At 64.1% G+C, this 17,754-nt stretch carries 13 protein-coding genes; 12 read left to right on the top strand and 1 reads right to left on the bottom strand.

Annotation, left to right across the window (positions count from 1 at the left end):
• Window positions 1–20 precede the first annotated feature (20 nt).
• The 9 genes from JN280_RS15360 (at window position 21) to JN280_RS15320 (ending at window position 12,027) form a co-directional block, all read left to right on the top strand.
• Window positions 21–1,184 carry an ABC transporter permease subunit gene (locus JN280_RS15360; RefSeq protein WP_202313296.1) on the top strand — a complete coding sequence of 388 codons (1,164 nt, stop codon included), beginning with the start codon at window positions 21–23 and terminating at the stop codon, window positions 1,182–1,184.
• 4 nt (window positions 1,185–1,188) lie between these two features.
• On the top strand, window positions 1,189–2,274 hold the full coding sequence (locus JN280_RS15355; RefSeq protein WP_202313294.1) for an amino acid ABC transporter permease: 1,086 nt from the start codon (window positions 1,189–1,191) through the stop codon (window positions 2,272–2,274).
• A gap of 9 nt (window positions 2,275–2,283) precedes the next feature.
• Complete coding sequence (locus JN280_RS15350) at window positions 2,284–3,039, top strand: amino acid ABC transporter ATP-binding protein (protein WP_202313292.1); 756 nt, start codon at window positions 2,284–2,286, stop codon at window positions 3,037–3,039.
• Between the two features lie 12 nt (window positions 3,040–3,051).
• Window positions 3,052–4,518 (top strand): FAD-binding oxidoreductase, encoded by a 1,467-nt coding sequence (locus JN280_RS15345; protein ID WP_244743337.1) that lies wholly within the window; start codon window positions 3,052–3,054, stop codon window positions 4,516–4,518.
• 102 nt (window positions 4,519–4,620) lie between these two features.
• Window positions 4,621–6,291, top strand: a complete 1,671-nt coding sequence (locus tag JN280_RS15340) for a thiamine pyrophosphate-binding protein (RefSeq protein ID WP_202314786.1) — start codon at window positions 4,621–4,623, stop codon at window positions 6,289–6,291.
• Complete coding sequence (locus JN280_RS15335; protein ID WP_202313291.1) at window positions 6,288–8,384, top strand: hydantoinase/oxoprolinase family protein; 2,097 nt, start codon at window positions 6,288–6,290, stop codon at window positions 8,382–8,384. Before JN280_RS15340 ends, JN280_RS15335 begins: the two co-directional genes overlap by 4 nt.
• Before the next feature lie 11 nt (window positions 8,385–8,395).
• Window positions 8,396–10,015: a hydantoinase B/oxoprolinase family protein gene (locus tag JN280_RS15330; protein WP_202314784.1), complete on the top strand. Its 1,620-nt coding sequence runs from the start codon at window positions 8,396–8,398 to the stop codon at window positions 10,013–10,015.
• Entirely contained in the window at window positions 10,012–11,214 is a 1,203-nt protein-coding gene (locus JN280_RS15325; RefSeq protein WP_202313290.1) for a pyridoxal phosphate-dependent aminotransferase, read from the top strand. The genes JN280_RS15330 and JN280_RS15325 overlap by 4 nt, the downstream gene beginning before the upstream one ends.
• A 3-nt stretch (window positions 11,215–11,217) precedes the next feature.
• On the top strand, window positions 11,218–12,027 hold the full coding sequence (locus tag JN280_RS15320; protein WP_202313289.1) for an NAD-dependent epimerase/dehydratase family protein: 810 nt from the start codon (window positions 11,218–11,220) through the stop codon (window positions 12,025–12,027).
• A 477-nt stretch (window positions 12,028–12,504) separates the two neighbouring features.
• On the opposite strand, the gene JN280_RS15315 is transcribed toward JN280_RS15320, so the two are convergent.
• On the bottom strand, window positions 12,505–13,536 hold the full coding sequence (locus JN280_RS15315) for a LacI family DNA-binding transcriptional regulator (RefSeq protein ID WP_202313288.1): 1,032 nt from the start codon (window positions 13,534–13,536) through the stop codon (window positions 12,505–12,507).
• 119 nt (window positions 13,537–13,655) lie between these two features.
• Here JN280_RS15315 and JN280_RS15310 point away from each other — a divergent pair, with 119 nt between their 5' ends.
• The 3 genes from JN280_RS15310 to JN280_RS15300 all read left to right on the top strand — a co-directional run bounded on the left by JN280_RS15310 (window position 13,656) and on the right by JN280_RS15300 (window position 17,692).
• Window positions 13,656–14,606, top strand: coding sequence for a dihydrodipicolinate synthase family protein (locus tag JN280_RS15310; protein ID WP_202313287.1), 951 nt, complete (start codon window positions 13,656–13,658; stop codon window positions 14,604–14,606).
• A 185-nt stretch (window positions 14,607–14,791) separates the two neighbouring features.
• Window positions 14,792–16,072 carry an Nramp family divalent metal transporter gene (locus JN280_RS15305; protein ID WP_202313286.1) on the top strand — a complete coding sequence of 427 codons (1,281 nt, stop codon included), beginning with the start codon at window positions 14,792–14,794 and terminating at the stop codon, window positions 16,070–16,072.
• 408 nt (window positions 16,073–16,480) lie between these two features.
• Window positions 16,481–17,692: an adenylate/guanylate cyclase domain-containing protein gene (locus tag JN280_RS15300; RefSeq protein WP_202313284.1), complete on the top strand. Its 1,212-nt coding sequence runs from the start codon at window positions 16,481–16,483 to the stop codon at window positions 17,690–17,692.
• The last annotated feature ends 62 nt before the right edge of the window (window positions 17,693–17,754 follow it).

Genomic DNA, 17,754 nt, shown 5'->3' with positions numbered 1-17,754 from the left:
GAAAGGTCGAAGGTCGGTCGATGGAACGCCTGCTTCGCAACCAGAAAGTGCACAATGCGCTGCTTCAGATCGTCTTTGTCGGCGTTCTCGCCTTCATCGTGATCGGTGGCGGCCTCGTCGCACGGCAGAACCTCATCGATCAGGGCATCGTTTCAGGCTTCGATTTCCTCTTCAAATCGACAGGATGGGACGTCAACTTCTCTCTGCTGCCGGTCACGGCAGCGGACCCGTATTGGTGGTTCTTCGTCAACGGGGTCATCAATACGCTGTTTCTCGGGAGCTTCGGTCTCGTTCTGGCAACGCTGATCGGAGCCGTCGTCGGACTGGCGAGAACATCATCGAACGAGCTGGCGCAACTTCTCGGCCGCAGCTACGTCGATTTCTTCCGCAACATTCCGCTCATTCTCCAGGTGATTTTCTGGTACTCGGTCTTCACCCGGCTGCCGCCGCCGCGCGGCGCCCTCGAAGCCTGGGGATTCCTCATTTCGAACCGGGGGCTGTACGCGCCCTTTCCAAATGTCGGCGCGCCTGCCCTGCTTGCAATGGCGCTTGCCGTCATCGCCGCCATTGCGCTTCCAATCTGGCTCGGCAGAACGGAACGTCTCGATGGCTCGCGCGAGAAGCGGTTGCCAATCCAGCTCGGCGGCATCGCGATCGTTCTTGTTTGCGCTTTCGCGGCTCTGTGGGTCGGCCGGCTTCCCGACACGCCGTTGCTGGACATGCCCCGTCTGCAGGGGCTCAACCTGCGGGGCGGGCTCCGCGTTCCGCCGGAGTTCATGGCTCTCGTGGTGGGAATGGCCATCTATGGCGGCGCCTATATCGGAGAGATCGTGCGCGGCGGCTTCAAGGCGGTCGGACGCGGCCAGATCGAAGCAGCCCAGTCGCTCGGCCTGTCTCCCTGGAGGATTTTCTCGCTGGTGCGGCTGCCGCTCGCGCTGCGCGCCATGCTGCCCATCCTGGCCAACCAGTACGTCTGGCTGATCAAGGCGACCACGATGGGCATCGTCGTCGGCTTCACCGACTTCTTCATGATCACGGCCCTGACGATCAACCATTCAGGCCAGACGCTGGAAGCGATCTTCATCCTGATGGCCGGCTTCCTGACGATCAACCTCAGCCTCGCCGCCATCTTCAACCGGATCAACAAGGCAATCGCCCTGAAGGGCAATCAACTGAGGGGATGAAGGGATGACCGTTCTCGCTCCGATCGTTCTCGCCCCGACGGCGCCTGGCATGTTTGAGGGCCTGCAAAGACGTTTCTTTGCGACACCCGTTCAGGGTCTGATCTCGCTCGTTTGTCTTGCGGTACTTGCCCTCGTCGGGTGGAAACTCCTCGATTGGGCAGTCTTCTCGGCGGTCTTCAGCGCAGGCGGCGCCGAAGCCTGCCAGGCGGCGTCCGGAGCCTGCTGGTCGGTGATCGCCGCGAGATGGCGCATCATCTTTTTCGGTCTTTATCCCTATGAGGAACAGTGGCGCTCCGGGCTTGCCTGCGTGGCGGTCGTGGCGATGACAGTACTGAGCTGCATTCCAGCCTTCTGGACAGGCCGTCGGATCGCCATGATCTGGGGAGCGGGGACGGCCCTCTTCTACGTGCTGATGAAAGGCGGCGTCCTCGGCCTGTCCTATGTCGGAGAGGAGATGTGGGGCGGGCTTGCGCTCACGCTTTTCATCTTCGTGATGACGTGCCTCATCGGCTTCCCGCTGGCGATATGCCTCGCTCTGCTGAGACGCTCACAACTCCCCTGGATCTCGAGAACCACGGGCCTGATCATCGACTCCGTCCGCTCCCTCCCCCTGATCTCCATCCTGTTCACTTTCGCGATCGTCGTGCCCTTCATGCTGCCGCAGTGGCTCCAGGGCGACAAGCTGTATCGCGTGATCGTCGGCTCGGCACTGTTCTTCGCCGCCTATCAGGCGGAGATCGTGCGAGGCGGCATGCAGGGCGTGCCGAAAGGACAGGAGGAGGCTGCGATGGCGCTCGGCCTCAACTACTGGCAGCGCATCGGCCGCATCCTGCTGCCGCAGGCGATGCGCAATGCACTGCCTGCGACGATCAACCAGTTCGTGATCGCATTCAAGGAAACGTCGCTGGTGATCATCGTCGGGTTCTTCGAAATCCTGGCATCGGGCAATGCCGCCTTCGGCACCGGGGAATGGCGCTTCGCCTATGTCGAAGTCTATGTCTTCATAGCCCTGATCTACTTCACATTCGTATTCAGCCTCTCGCGCTACGGCGCGTTCCTCGAGCGCCGCATGTCGGTGGGCGAACGATAGGAGCAAGTCATGATCCACTCGGGTTCCGCAGCCGCAGCCGTCCAGATCGAGAGCATGAACAAGTACTACGGCACCTTCCATGCGTTGCGCGATGTCGATCTCACGGTGGCACGCGGAGAGAAAATCGTCGTTTGCGGACCATCGGGCTCCGGCAAGTCCACGATGATCCGGTGCATCAATCGACTTGAGCAGCACAATGACGGCAGGATCGTCGTGCTCGGTACGGAACTGAATGACGACGTCGCCAATATCGACGAGATCCGGCGGGAAGTCGGAATGGTGTTCCAGCACTTCAACCTGTTTCCGCACATGACGGTGCTGGAGAACTGCCTGCTCGCGCCGATGCTGGTGCGCAAGCTGCCCCGTGCGGAAGCCGAGGCGATCGCGCTGCGCTATCTCGAGAAGGTCCGGATTCCCGAACAGGCGGCCAAATACCCCGGCCAGCTTTCCGGCGGCCAGCAACAGCGCGTCGCCATTGCGCGCTCCTTGTGCATGCAGCCGCAGATCATGCTGTTCGACGAACCGACTTCCGCGCTCGACCCGGAAATGATCTCCGAGGTGCTCGATGTCATGGTCACTCTGGCGTCCGAAGGCATGACGATGATCTGCGTGACCCATGAGATGGGGTTCGCCCGACGTGTCGCCGATCGCGTGATCTTCATGGACCAGGGTGAAATCGTCGAACAAGCGCCTCCGGAACAGTTCTTCACCGCCGCCCGCAGCGAGCGGACCAAGCAGTTCCTGTCGCAGGTTCTGGGTGACTGATCGGCAGGTCCAATGCAGCAAGAAAAGAACGCCGCGGGTTCGCGCACGACAGACCTGGTTTCCATGTCCGACCTCACCGTCACGTTGTCCGGATTTCTCGGGACGAAAGGCTGGCTTTCGGGTCTCGACACCCGACCATATGCGCGCGATTGGCTGGATCGGTTTGGTGTCGAGCCTCTTGGCGTGGCGAGACCCACCGGCACCGCCGAGGTCGTCAAGGCATGCGGCAAGGCGGGCGTTGCGGTTGTCCCGCAGGGCGGCAATACCGGCCTTTGCGGCGCCGCCGTTGCCGGGCTGCCGAATGCCGTCATCCTGTCTCTGTCGCGGATGACTGCGATCGGACAGCCCGACCCCGACACCGGCTCTATCCCGGTCGAAGCCGGCGTGGTGCTGGCCACGCTTCACGAGGCGCTGGAGCCCCATGGTCTCATCTTTCCGATGCATCTCGGCGCCGAGGGTAGCGCACGCATCGGCGGCCTCATCGGAACGAACGCAGGCGGCAGCCATGCCCTTCGCTATGGAATGATGCATGATCTCGTGCTCGGCCTCGAAGTGGTCCTGCCCGACGGGACCGTCTGGAACGGCCTGCGGGCCGTTCAGAAGGACAATGCCGGATATCAGTTGCGCAGGCTGTTCTGCGGCGCCGAAGGCACGCTGGGGGTCGTGACGCGCGCAATCCTCAAGCTCCATCCCGCGCCCAGGCAGCGGGCGACGGCGCTCGTGGTCGCGCCGGACTTTGCGGCGGCGGTAGCCTTCGGCACGTTCCTGCGCCACGAGGCCGGCGAGTTTCTGTCCGGGCTGGAGTTCTTCTGCGACCTCGGCGTCGGGCTTGCCCTCAAACACCTGCCGGACCTCGCCTTCCCGCTCGAGAAGCGCGGGGCGGTCTATATGCTCGTGGAGCTGACTTGCGGTTCGCCGCGTGTTCCGCTGGACGAGATCCTTGGGTTCTCGCTCGAACAAGGCATGGAGCAGGGTCTTGTCACCGACGGCGCACTCGCCATGTCGGATGCGCACCGCGCTCACTTCTGGCGGCTGCGCGAAGAGCAGCCCGAGGGACAGCGGCTGGAGGGCGAGCAGCTCAAGCACAACATCTCGGTGCCGCCAGGCAAGCTCGCGGAGTTCATAGCCGCCGCAGAAGCCATCTGCGCCGGCATGCTGCCGGGCGTGCGCATCAACCCGTTTGGTCACCTCGGCGACGGCAATATTCACTACAACCTCACCCCTCCCGAGGGGGTTGCCGGCTTCGGCGGAGAGGCCGGCGAAATCGGCCAGGCCCTGGCGGCACTTGCGACCGAAATGGGCGGAAGCTTTGCCGCCGAGCATGGCCTCGGCCGCGCCAAGATTGCGTTGGCCGACCGACATAGAAGCCGTGTCGAACGGGATCTCATGGCGCGTCTGAAGGCGACGCTGGACCCATCGGCGGTAATGAATCCCGGCGTACTCGTGGACAGCCGTCCGCAAAGAATATCTTTCGAATAGACGGTATTTCTTGATTTCGTCCCGACCGGTCCGCGTGCAGGCTTGGACCTGGAGAAGCGCAACATGCGTGCCCTGTACCGGCATGTTCTTGAGGAAGTATCGATGATGCGAAACGGCGGACGCCTGCTTGTCGAATGCCTGATCGCATTGGGAGCGACGAAGAGCTTCGGCGTGCCCGGCGAAAGCTACCTCGCCGTGCTGGACGCGTTGCACGACACCCGCGGCACGCTGGACTTCGTGCTGTGCCGCAACGAAGGCGGCGCGGCGTTCATGGCCTCGGCCTATGGCAAGCTGACCGGCTCGCCGGGCATCTGTTTCGTCACGCGCGGCCCCGGGGCGACCAATGCCGGCATCGGCGTGCACACGGCCATGCAGGACAGCGCGCCGATGATCCTGTTCGTCGGCCAGGTCGGTACCGATATGAAGGGCCGCGAAGCCTTCCAGGAAGTCGACTACCGCGCCGTCTTCGGGGCGCTGGCCAAGTGGGCGGTGGAGATCGACGACGTCGAGCGCATTCCCGAGATCCTGGCGCGCGCATGGACCACCGCCCTGACGGGCAGGCCCGGCCCCGTCGTCGTCGCGCTCCCCGAGGACATGTTGACCACCGTGGCCGGCGCCGCTCCGCTGGGCGGTCCAGCCTCGATCTTCGAGCCGGCGCCGGCTGCCGATGCGATCGAGGCCGCCCGGAAGATCCTGGTCGAAGCGGAGAGGCCGGTTGTCTTGATGGGCGGCGCCAACTGGACCGCCGGCGGCCGCGCGGCACTCCAGGCGTTCGCCGAACAGTCCGACATCCCCGTGATCGCCGCCTTCAGATATCAGGACCAGTTCGACAACGGCTCGCCGGTCTTCGTCGGCGAGGCCGGCGTCGGCATGGCGCCCCACGTCAAGGAACTGATCCGCGACGCTGACGTGATCCTGGCGGTCAACATCCGCTTCGGCGAGATGACCACCGACGGCTACACGCTGCTGTCCGTGCCCGTGCCGCGCCAGAAACTGATCCATGTGCACGGCTCCGACCGCGAGATCGGCAAGGTCTATGTGCCGTCGCTCGGAATCCATGCCGGCCCAAACGCGTTCGCCGCGACGCTGTCGCCGGTCGAGGGCCCCTGGGCGTCCTGGCGGGCGAAGGCGCGGCAGGCCTATGAGGCCACTTTCGATGCGCCGGTCCAGCCAGGGCCGGTGGACATGGTCGCGGTCAGCGCATGGCTGCGCGACAACCTGCCCGACGACGTCATCCTGACAAACGGCGCCGGCAATTTTACCGTCTGGCCGAACAAGTTCTTCAGGTTCGGTCCGAATGCGCGGCTGCTCGCACCCCAGTCGGGCGCCATGGGATATGGCCTGCCTGCCGCGATCGCTGCCAAGGTGGCGTTCCCGGAGCGCACCGTCGTCTGCTTTGCCGGCGACGGCGATTTCCAGATGAACTGCCAGGAACTGGGCACTGCGATGCAAGCCGGCGCGCGGCCCGTCGTGCTCATCCTGAACAACGGCATCTATGGCACGATCCGCGCGCACCAGGAGCGCAACTATCCAGCGCGCGTGTCGGGAACCATGCTCGAGAACCCCGACTTCGTGAGCCTGGCGAAGTCATACGGCTTTCATGCGGAACGCGTCGCGTCCACGGCCGATTTCGCAGCCGCCTTCGGAAGCGCGCTTGCCAGTCCGACCGGTGCGATCCTCGAACTCATGATCTCGCCGGAGGCTCTGACGCCGCGCCAGACTCTCTCCCAGATGCGCGAAACTGCGCTCGCATCCCAGAAAGCCAAGTCATGACTTCCAGGAACGACGACATCCGCCTCGGCGCTGACATCGGCGGAACCTTCACGGACATCGCGCTGGACCTGCGAGGAAAGATATTCTCGACCAAGGTCCTGACGAACTATTCGGCGCCCGAGCAGGCGATCCTCGACGGCATCGAGATCGTCGCGCGCAACGCCGGGATTGTGCCCGCCGACATCGGGATCATCATTCACGGCACGACGCTGGCGACGAACGCGCTGATCGAGCGCCGCGGGGCCAGGACGGCCCTGATCACGACCGAGGGCTTTCGCGACGTCATCGAGATGCGGACGGAAAACCGCTTCGAGCAGTATGACCTGAACCTCAAGCTTCCGACGCCGCTGATACCGCGCGAACATCGCTTCACGGTGAAGGGCCGCATCGGCGCCGAGGGCCAGGAACTGCAGCCGCTGGACGAAGCTGCCTTGGAGAATGTCGCCGACGAAATCGCGGCAGGCGGCTTCGGAGCCGTCGCGATCGGCTTCATCCACGCCTATGCCAATCCCGCGCACGAACGCCGCGCGAGGGAGATTCTCGCCGCAAAGCTGAGTGTCCCGATCTCGATCAGCGCAGAAGTCTCGCCCCAGATGCGCGAGTTCGAGCGGTTCAACACCGTTTGCGCCAACGCCTATGTGCGGCCGCAGATGGCCGACTACCTGGCCCGCCTGCAGATACGGCTGAAGGAGATGGGCGCCGAATGCCCGGTCTTCATGATCCATTCCGGCGGCGGCCTGATCTCGGTGGAAACGGCTTCCGAATTTCCCGTGCGGCTCGTCGAATCCGGCCCGGCGGGCGGAGCCATCTTCGCTGCCGACATCGCCCGGCGCTTCGGTCTGGACAAGGTCGTCTCCTACGACATGGGCGGCACGACGGCCAAGATCTGCCTGATCGAGGATTTCGCGCCGCGCACGGCCCGGACCTTCGAGGTGGCCCGCACCTATCGCTTCTGCAAGGGATCGGGCATGCCGATCTCCATTCCGGTCATCGAGATGATCGAGATCGGTGCCGGCGGCGGCTCGATCGCCTGGGTCGATGCGATGGGCCGCATCCAGACCGGACCGGAGAGCGCCGGCTCGGAACCGGGGCCGGCCTGCTACGGTCGCGGCGGCAGGCATCCGGCGATCACCGATGCCGATCTGGTGCTGGGAAAGCTCGACCCGGACAATTTCGCCGGCGGCGCGATCAGGCTCGACACCGGCGCCTCCGAACGGGCAATCATGCGCGACGTCGGCGAACGGCTGTCGCTCGGCGCCGTGTCCACCGCCTTCGGCATCTGCGAGGTCGTCGACGAGAACATGGCCAATGCCGCGCGCGTCCATGCCGTGGAGAACGGCAAGAACATCTCGGACAACATCATGATCTCCTTCGGTGGCGCAGCACCGCTCCACACGGCACGGCTTTGCGAGAAGCTCGGCATCGACCGGTGCATTGTGCCGCGGGGTGCTGGCGTCGGCTCCGCGATCGGCTTCCTGAAAGCGCCTTTCGGCTACGAGGCGCTTGCCTCCCGGCTCACTCGCCTCTCGCAGTTCCGCAGCGGCGAGGTCAACGCTCTCCTCGCCGACCTCAAGGCTTCGGCGGAAAGCTTCGTGCGGGCCGGGACCAGCGGCAGGATCGTCTGCGAGATCACCGCCTTCATGCGCTATGCCGGTCAGGGTTGGGAAATCCCGGTACCGCTTCCCGACGAACCGTTCGGCGAGGATGCGGTCTGCAAGCTCGAGAAACTGTTCCGGACGAACTACCAACGCTTCTTCGGCCGCGCCATCGACGGGCTCGACGGGCTGGAGATCGAGATCGTCACCTGGTCGGTCAAGGCGACCGACGAGCGTCCTGCCGTCGAAGGACATCAACTGACGACCGAGGGCAGCACCGTCCATCCGGCCGTCACCCGCGCCGTGTTCGACCCCGCGATTGGCTCCACGCAAACCTACGGGATCGTCGAGCGCGATACGTTGGCTACCGGCGACCGCATCATCGGCCCGGCGGTCATCGTCGAACGAGAGACGTCCACCGTCGCAACCACGTCCTTCGACGCCATCATCCAGAGCGACGGCTCCATTCTTCTCATCCGCAAAGGCAGCCAGGCATGAGCGACCCAGGCATGAACAGCATTGGCGAAATCCGCATGCAGGTCATGTGGAACCGGCTGATCTCGGTCGTCGAGGAGCAGGCGCTGACCCTGCTGCGCACGGCCTTCTCCACATCGGTGCGCGAGTCGGGCGATCTGTCCGCCGGCGTGTTCGACCCGCGCGGCCAGATGCTGGCGCAGGCCGTCACCGGCACGCCCGGCCACGTGAACACCATGGCCGAAGCCGTCCTTCACTTCATGAACGAAATCCCGCGCGAGGAGATGTTCGAGGGCGACACCTACGTCACCAACGATCCCTGGAAGGGCACGGGCCACCTGCACGACATCACCATGGTGTCGCCCTCCTTCCTCGACGGGGAACTGGTGGCTTTCTTCGCCTGCACCGCACATGTGGTCGATGTGGGCGGGCGCGGCTTCGGCGCCGACGCGAAGTCGGTCTACGAGGAAGGTATCCAGATCCCGATCATGAAGTTCGCGGAGAAGGGCAAGGTCAATATGGACCTCGTCCGGATCCTGCGCGCCAACGTTCGCGAACCGAACCAGGTCGTCGGCGACTTTTATTCGCTGGCCGCCTGCAACGAGGTGGGCCATCGCCGGCTGGTCGGCATGATGAAGGAGATTGGTCTCGCCTCGCTCGACCATCTCGGCGAGTTCATCTTCTCGCGTACCCGCGACGCCATGCTCGAGCGTATCGGGGCACTGCCCAAGGGAAGCTGGTCGAACGAGTTCACCACCGACGGCTACGACGAACCGGTCAAGCTGGCTGCGACGGTCTCGGTCCGCGACGACCATGTCGAGGTCGACTTCGCCGGCACCGATACGATGAGCCGCTGGGGCATCAACTGCCCCATCATCTACAGCAAGGCCTATGCCTGCTACGCCTTGAAATGCGTGGTGGCGCCTGACATCCCCAACAACGCGGCCTCGCTCGCCTTCTTCACCGTCTCCTCGCCCGTCAACATCCTCAATGCGGTGCGGCCAGCACCCGTGGCGCTCAGGCACATCTTCGGCCATATGGTTCCGGACCTCGTGCTCGGCGCGATGGCCAAGGCCCTGCCCGGCAGGATCCTGGCCGAAGGCGCCGGAGCCTTGTGGAACATCCACATCTCGGCGCGGCCGGTCGCAGGTGCCGAAGGGCACCGGGCGGAAGTGCTGATGTTCAACTCCGGCGGCATGGGCGCGCGGCCCGGCCTCGACGGCCTGTCGGCGACCGCCTTCCCGTCCGGTGTGCACACCATGCCGATCGAGGCCACGGAGCACACCGGTCCGATCGTCGTCTGGCGCAAGGAACTGCGCCCCGGTTCCGCCGGCGATGGCGAGTTCCGCGGCGGGCTCGGGCAGGTCATCGAAATCGCGCCGATGGAAGGCCACGAGTTCGACTTCTCGGCGATGTTCGACCGCATCAATCACCCGCCGAAGGGACGCAACGGCGGCAAGGACGGCGTTGCCGGCGCAGTCAAGCTGGATGACGGCACGAAGTTGCGCCCCAAGGGCTGGCAGCATGTGCCGGCAGGGCGCCGCCTGGTACTGGAACTGCCGGGTGGCGGCGGCTATGGCGATCCCGCCAGGCGCAGCGCGGAGGCGCGCGCCGAGGATCGATCCAAGGGATACGTCACGGAGGATAACCGATGAGTTACATTTCGTCGCGCCTGTCGGTGGTCAAGCCATCGGCATCGATGGCGGCCTCGCAGGCCGCGAAGGCGCTCCGCGCCAAGGGCATCGACGTGATCGACCTCGGCCTTGGCGAGCCCGATTTCCCGACGCCTCGCCACATCATCGAAGCCGCCTTCGCGGCCGCGCGGGCCGGCGACACCCTCTACACGGCCGCCCCCGGCACCCCGGCCGTGCGCCGGGCCGTGGCGGACAAGTTCCGGCGCGAGAACGGGCTGGATTACGTCGCCGACGACATCGTTGTGGCGAACGGCGCCAAGCAGATCATCTTCAACGCGCTGATGGCGACGCTGGAGAACGGCGACGAGGCGATCCTGGCAGCTCCCTATTTCGTGTCCTACCCGGAGATGGTAAAGCTGCTGGGCGGAACGCCTGTGATCGTGGAATGTCCGGAAACGTCCGGATTCAGGCTGACCCCGGACGTGCTTGAGCAGGCAATCACCTCACGCACCAAATGGCTGTTCCTGAACATGCCGGGCAATCCCTCTGGCGCGGTCTATTCCGAGGCCGACCTGAAGGCGCTGGGCGCCGTGCTGGCGAAGCATCCGCAGGTTCTTGTCCTTTCCGACGAAATCTACGAGCACATCCTTTTCGACGGCCGGGAATTCGTCTCTTTCGGCAAGGCTTGCCCCGAGATCAAGGACCGCACGCTGATCGTCAACGGCGTCTCGAAGTCGTACGCGATGACGGGCTGGCGCGTCGGCTATGCCGCCGGCCCGGCGCCCCTGGTCAAGGCGATGTCGACCATCCAGAGCCAGTCCGTCACGTCCGTGTGCTCGATCGCGCAAGCCGCCACGATCGCAGCCCTGAACGGCCCGCAGGACGAGGTAGGACGCTTCCGCAAGGCTTTCGAAGCCCGCCGGAACCTCGTCGTCGACGGCATCCGCCAGATCAACGGCCTGACGCTTTTGCCGCCGGAGGGCGCCTTCTACGCCTATATCGGCTGTGCCGGCCTGGTCGGCCGCAAGACGCCCAGGGGTGCCGTGCTCGAGGACGATGCGGCCGTCGCCGCCTACCTCCTGAACGAGGGGCGTGTGGCCTCCGTGCCGGGTGTCGCCTACGGATTGTCCCCCTATTTCCGCATTTCCACCGCCACCAGCGAGGAGGTGCTGTCCGAAGCGATCACACGAATCAAGGCCGCCGTGGCGGAAGTGGAGTAGACCATGCCTCACTATGAACGCATCCTGGTCACCGGCGCGGCGGGCCGTCTCGGCTCGGAACTGCGCAAAGGGCTGGTGCCGCTGGCCTCCAGGATCCGCGTTGCGGGACGCGAGCCCTTCAATGACCTCGCCCCGCACGAGGAGGAGGCGGTTTTCGACCTGGCCGACATGGAGGCCACCGTCGCCGCCGCCAAGGACTGCGACGCCATCGTGCACTTCGGCGGCGCGCCCCTCGAGAGCCCGTGGCAGACGATTCTGGATTCCAGTATCCGCGGCTCCTATCACATCTATGAAGGCGCGCGGAAACACGGCGTCAAGCGGGTGATCTACGCCTCGTCCGTGCACGCCGTCGGCTATCACGAGGTCGAGGCGCATATCGGCGTCGATGCGCCGGTGCGTCCCGACAGCCTCTACGGCGTCTCGAAGAACTTCGTCGAGAGCCTCAGCCGCCTCTACTGGGACAAGTTCGGCATCGAGACGGTGTGCCTGCGCATCTTCTCTTCCTTCCCGGAACCAGCCGATCGGCGAATGCTGTGGTCGTATCTGTCCTTTGCCGATTGCGTGCGCCTGGTCGAGGCATCGCTGACCGCGCCACGCGTGGGCCATACGATCTCGTTCGGGATTTCCGACAACAAGGTGAAGACGGTCGACAACAGCGGCGCGAACCATCTCGGGTTCATCCCGCAGGACAGCGCGGAGCCATTTCGCGCCGCCGTCGAGGCCAAGACGCCGGCGCCTGACCCGAAGCGGCCTTCCGTCAGGTATCTGGGTGGCTGGTTCTGCGAACTAGGGCATCCCGATGACCCGAAATAGGGGCGGCGACGCCGCGCGATCCGAGCGCTATCCGGAAGGAACGGCCTATGCGAGACTATCACCTTCCTCACCCCGCTGCCTTTTGCCGCCGTTTCAGCCGCTGACCCGGACATCCGTGAATTCCTGGTCCGAGACCATGAAGGGCGCGCGGTCGTCATTGGAGCGGTGAAATGTCGGCGAGGATGGCCGGGGCTTTCGAGCGAAGGCCAAGAACCTCCGATGGCAGGTATGGTAAGTTTCGAAGATCTGGCCTGGGTCAACCTACGCCTTCTTGGGATGCGCTCTGACCCGAGAGCAAACACCGGTTCCTAGCACCATCATATAACATAATGAAACAAATAGGAAAATTTCCTGCTGATGGTAGCACCTGCGCTCCCGTCGGCCTGCGCGATGGCTTCGCCTCCACCTCGCGGCTTGTGCTCCGACGGACGGGCCCTGTTGTCTACGCCCTTTTTGGGAGTTGGTCGGGACCGCCCGTCAGCCCGAACACCGTGCCGTCGACCGCCGGGGAATCAGGGTCGGCGCAGCGACGCGAACCGCCGGTTCCGAATGCTCCTTCTTGCCGACCAGCAGTTCGAGCGTCGATGTAGCGATCTGATCGAACGGCACACGGACGGATGTCAAAGGCATTGGCAGGTGGCTGACGATGGGGATGTCGTTGTAGCCTACGACCGAAACGTCTTCCGGTACCGAGTAGTCGAGCTGCGCCAGCGCTGACAAGGCTCCGATCGCAGTGTTGTCGTTGACTGCGAAGATTGCGGTCGGGCGATCGGTGAGTTTCATCAGTGTCGTGGCCGCCTGATGGCCGGCGTCGATGCCGAAAGTGGACTGGACGATCCAGCGCGGGTCTATGCCGATGCCGGCCTCTTCCATCGCCGAACGATAGCCGGCAACACGCCCCGCCGCGCTTGATGCATAGGCCGGCCCGGCGATGAGGCCGATGCGCCGGTGGCCGAGGTCGATTAGATGGCGTGTGGCGAGATAGCCGCCAAGCCTGTCGTCGCCGACCGACGACGGACTCCTGCCGTCCGTCCGCAAGGCCAAGACAAACGGAACGCCACGTTCCTTCAAGTCATCTGCAAAACGATCGCCTGACCGTGTCGTCGACAGCACGAGACCATCGACACCCCGGGCAAGCAGCATGGCGGCCGCGCGGCGGTCGGCTTCGGGTTCGTCCTCGGTAGTGGCGACGATGGTGAACCTACCAGTACGTTGGGCTGCGCGCGCGAGGGCTTCGTATAGCATCGCCATCACGGTATCGGTCAGCCGGGGCACGATGACTCCGATCATCCCCGTGGTGCCGCGCCGCAGGCTGGCGGCGGACACGTCGCGCACATAGCCGAGTTCCTCGGCGGTGCGTCGAACGAGCCTCGCCGCCTCGCTGTCGGAGGGCGGAAGCCGGTCGTCCAGGAACCTCGACACGCTCGATTTGGAAATGCCGGTGGCCTTGGCGATGTCGAGAATGGTCACACGTCCTAAGACGCGGCGTTTTGAACCAGAAGCAGGCAAGCGGACTCTCCGTTTCACAGCGATGCATTTTAGTCCTTGACTCGTCCTTCCGGCAATGTAAATTTGGGAACGTTCCCAGTATCGTTCCCTAGCTCTTATTGCTCCTGGAGGAGAACAAAATGAACGCCATGGACCTGCGCGGCCTTAGCCCCGCCCCCGTCACCGCCTTCACCCGCGACGGTGAAGTCGACCATGCCGCCAACGCCCGTCTCGCCCGTTGGCTCGTATCCATCGAAGGGGTGAAGAGCCTCGTTATTCTCGGTCATGCCGGCGAAGGCACCTTCCTGACGGAGGAGGAGCGGCTCGCGCTGATCAGGACCTATGTCGAGGCCGTTGACGGCGCGGTTCCGATCATCGCCGGCATCACCGGCGAAGGCACGAAGGTCGCCGCCACCGAGGCGAAGAAGTGCAAGGCCGCCGGCGCGACCGGCGCACTCGTCTATCCCAATCACGGCTGGCTGCGCTTCGGCTTCCAGAAGGGCGCGCCCCAGTCCCGCTACAAGGCGATCTGGGAAGAATCGGGCCTGCAGTGCATCCTCTTCCAGTATCCGGATGCTACCAAGGCCTCCTATGACCTCGACACCCAGCTTGAGATCGCGACCCAGGACGGCGTCGTCGCCACCAAGAACGGCGTGCGCAACATGAAGCGTTGGTACGTCGAGATCCCGGAGTTGAAGAAGGCGAATCCCAATCTCCAGGTACTGAGCTGCCATGACGAATGGCTGCTGCCGACCATGTTCGACGTCGAGGGCCTGCTCGTCGGCTACGGCAACATCGCCCCGGAACTGCTGGTCGATCTCATCAGGGCCGGCAAGGCGCAGGATTATCCCGAAGCTCGCAAGATTTTCGAGCGCCTGCTTCCGGTCACCAAGGCGGTCTATCACCGTGGCTCGCATATGGAGGGGACCGTTGCCCTCAAGCTCGGTCTCGTCAAGCGCGGCCTGCTCGACCACGCGACGATCCGGGAGCCGCTGAAGAACCTGGGCGAGAAGGCCGAGAGCGAAATCTTCGCGGCCTTCGACGCGGCCGGCATCGGCCAGGTCAAAGCAGATTTGCTCGCTGCCGAGTGACCTCAAGCTCTTCCGCGCTGCAATGGCGCGGAAGCATCGCCCCGTCGTGCCCCGGCAAAACACCGGAGCTTCGGAGGAACAAACTGGACATCACTGATCGCCTCCCTTTGGCTGCGATCAAACCGTATGGAGGCTGCCACTCCCCGCAGGATCGGGGATGGCAGTGCGTGAAGGAGGACGCGCATATGCAAAACACCAGTTCGACCGGTCCGGTCATGACTAACGCTTCCGTCGCCCATGACGACCAAGCTCGTTCGACCAGACTCCTGAGCAAGCTCGCTCTGATCGGCCCAGCCTTCGTCGTCGGCGCGTGGCAGTTCGGGCCCGGAAATCTGGCGTCCGCGATCGAAGCAGGCAGCGCTTTCGGCTACGCCCTCATTTGGGTCATCGTCGTTTCCACGGTTCTGATGATCTTCTTCACCGACATGAGCGTACGCGTCGGCATCGCCGCCCCGAGTACCATGATCGGCACGATCAAACAGACGCTCGGCAAGCCGATCGGCGTCCTGGCGGGCGTCAGCGTCTTCTTCATCACGCTTTGCTTCTCGGTCGGCAACGCCGCCGGGTCGGGCCTTGCGCTGTCGATGCTGTTCGGCGGTTCCGCGGTGATGTGGACACTGGTCTGCACGCTCGCCGTCGCCTTCATCCTGCTCGTACGCAACGTCTACCGCATGGTGGAGCGCATCCTGCTTGCCATGGTGGCGATGATGGCCTTCGGCTTCATCGGCAGCGCCTTCATGGCAAGGCCGGATTGGGGTGCCGGTCTCGCCGGCACCTTGCCGAGTCTCCCAGTTGGCAGCGAAATCCTTCTGATCGCACTCGTCGGCACTAACTTCTCGATCAATGCCGCGTTCTTCACCAGCTACGCGACGAGGACCCGCAAGACCACGGCCAGCCGCTATCGCGACACGACGATCACCGACACCATTCCGGGCATCGTCGCGCCAGGCATCATGACCGCGCTTGTCATCATGGTGGCGGCCGCCGTGCTGGGCCACACGGGCGAACGCGCGCAGAACCTTGCCCAGCTTGCCAACGTGTTCGAGCCGTTCGCTGGTCCGGTCGGATCGACGATTTTCATCCTCGGCTTTTTCGGCGCGGCCTTCTCGTCCATGCTGGCCAACGCGACAGCGGGTGGAACGCTGCTTTCGGACGGGCTGGGCTGGGGCGGCAGCTTCGACATGCTCCGGACAAAGCTGCTGGTCGGCATCATCCTGACCTTCGGCCTGGCCGTCGTCGCTTTCGCACCGGGCTCGCGCATCCAGCTTATTATCTTCGCTCAGGCGATGACGGTCCTGGTTGCGCCGCTGCTGGGCATCCTGTTGGTGCTAATGGCCAACAACAAGCTGCTCGGGGAGTTGCGCAACACTTGGTGGCAAAACGTGTTCGCAATCATTGGCCTCGTCTCCATCATCGCCTCGAGCGTGCTTCTCGTTCTCAGCTTGACCGGCGTCGTCACCCGCTGACTTAGGGCTCGTGCACGTCCCGACCAATCGTCGCCTGCGCTGTCCACACACGCAGGCGACCAACGGTCGGTCGATGGCCGGATGCAGCTTGGACGGACGGTGAATCGCCATCTTATCGCTTGGCCGGGTTGTCCGATTCACAGGCCGCCGCAGCCAAATACCGAACCACCCGAGACGAGGTCTTCCCAGCCCAACTTTCTCAACTGGGGCGGTTTAGGTTGAAAAGAGCAAGCTGAGAAAGCCAGGCTAGCTCAGCCAGTAGCAGCCAACGATTGTATCTTTGCCTTCAATCGATCCTTCTTGAATGGTTCGTCTTCCCACCACCGACCACCAGAGAGACTTTTTGACGGTTGCTGGAACGACTCACGAAGCTCAAGATCGTGTCGTCAATCCGGCGAGGTGCCCGATATGCGCCTGCTCTCTGTCATCGGCTACGGCACGAGCGACTACCCCGAAGAGATCGCCCGGCGGCTACGGGTGCTCAACATCGCCGCATTCATGGCCACGGTTCTGACGGCCGGCTTCGCGGCAAGCTTCTTCGCCAGTGGCGCGCCTGACCTCCTCATCGTCGGAACCGCCAACGCAGTGGTCGCGATCATCCTGGCCACTGTTCCATTGCTGCATCGCTTCGGTGCGCTCGTCGGGCCGCTTACCGTCGGCGTCGTCGCCAACGCGGCGATCTTCATCATTTGCAGCATGGTCGGGACGGATACCGGCATGCCGATCCAGTATCTGGCGCTGATGGCGGTCATGATCGTCGTGGTGGGCGTCGAGCACAAGGTAATCTGCGGCATCTTCGGGGTGCTCGCCCCCGTGCTCATCATCGGCACCGACTTGCTGGTGCCGGCCGATACCGGCCTTCAGCCGCGATCGCAGGTCGTTGCCAGCCTGATCGCCGGCACCAGCGCGACCTGCGCCATCCTCTTTGCGATCGTCTTCTACGCGCTGCGCGACACGGCCCGCGCCGAGGCAACGGCAGAGCGCGAATACCAGCGGTCCGAAACACTGCTCCACAACATCCTTCCCGGCTCCATCGCCGAGCGCCTGAAGGCCGGCGATGGCCTCGTGATTGCCGACAGGCACGACGCGGCATCCGTCCTGTTCGCCGACATGGCCGGGTTTACGGAGCGGGCCGGCGACACGTTGCCCGAGGACCTCGTGCAATTCCTCAACGACGTGTTCACCAGGTTCGACCGGCTGGTCGAAAGTCACGGGCTGGAAAAGATCAAGACGACAGGCGACGCCTATATGGTCGTGAGCGGCGTGCCGGAAGCTCGGCCCGACCATGCGCAGGCGTTGGCGGATTTTGCGCTGGCAATGCGCGACACGGCAGCGGAGTTCCGCGATCCGCATGGCCGCAACGTACCGATCCGCATCGGCATGGCCTGCGGTCCGGTCGTTGCGGGCGTCGTTGGGACACGCAAGATATTCTACGATGTCTGGGGAGACACGGTGAACGTGGCTTCGCGCATGGAATCCACCGGTGAAGCCGGCAGGATCCAGGTGTCACAGGACGCCTGCGCGCGCCTCAACGACGAGTTTGTTCTCGAACCGCGCGGCGCGGTCGACGTCAAGGGAAAAGGCCGAATGGCCACCTGGTACTTGATCGAGCGCAGGTGACATGAAGCATTTCGTCAGCCATCGTTCGGCTGCTCGCCGCCAGTCTTTCGGGATGCCCGCGG

The organism is Mesorhizobium sp. L-8-10 (genome assembly GCF_016756635.1).
Classification (GTDB): domain Bacteria; phylum Pseudomonadota; class Alphaproteobacteria; order Rhizobiales; family Rhizobiaceae.
Note: the sequence above shows the minus strand (reverse complement) of the source record. Positions and strands in the feature narration are given on the sequence as shown.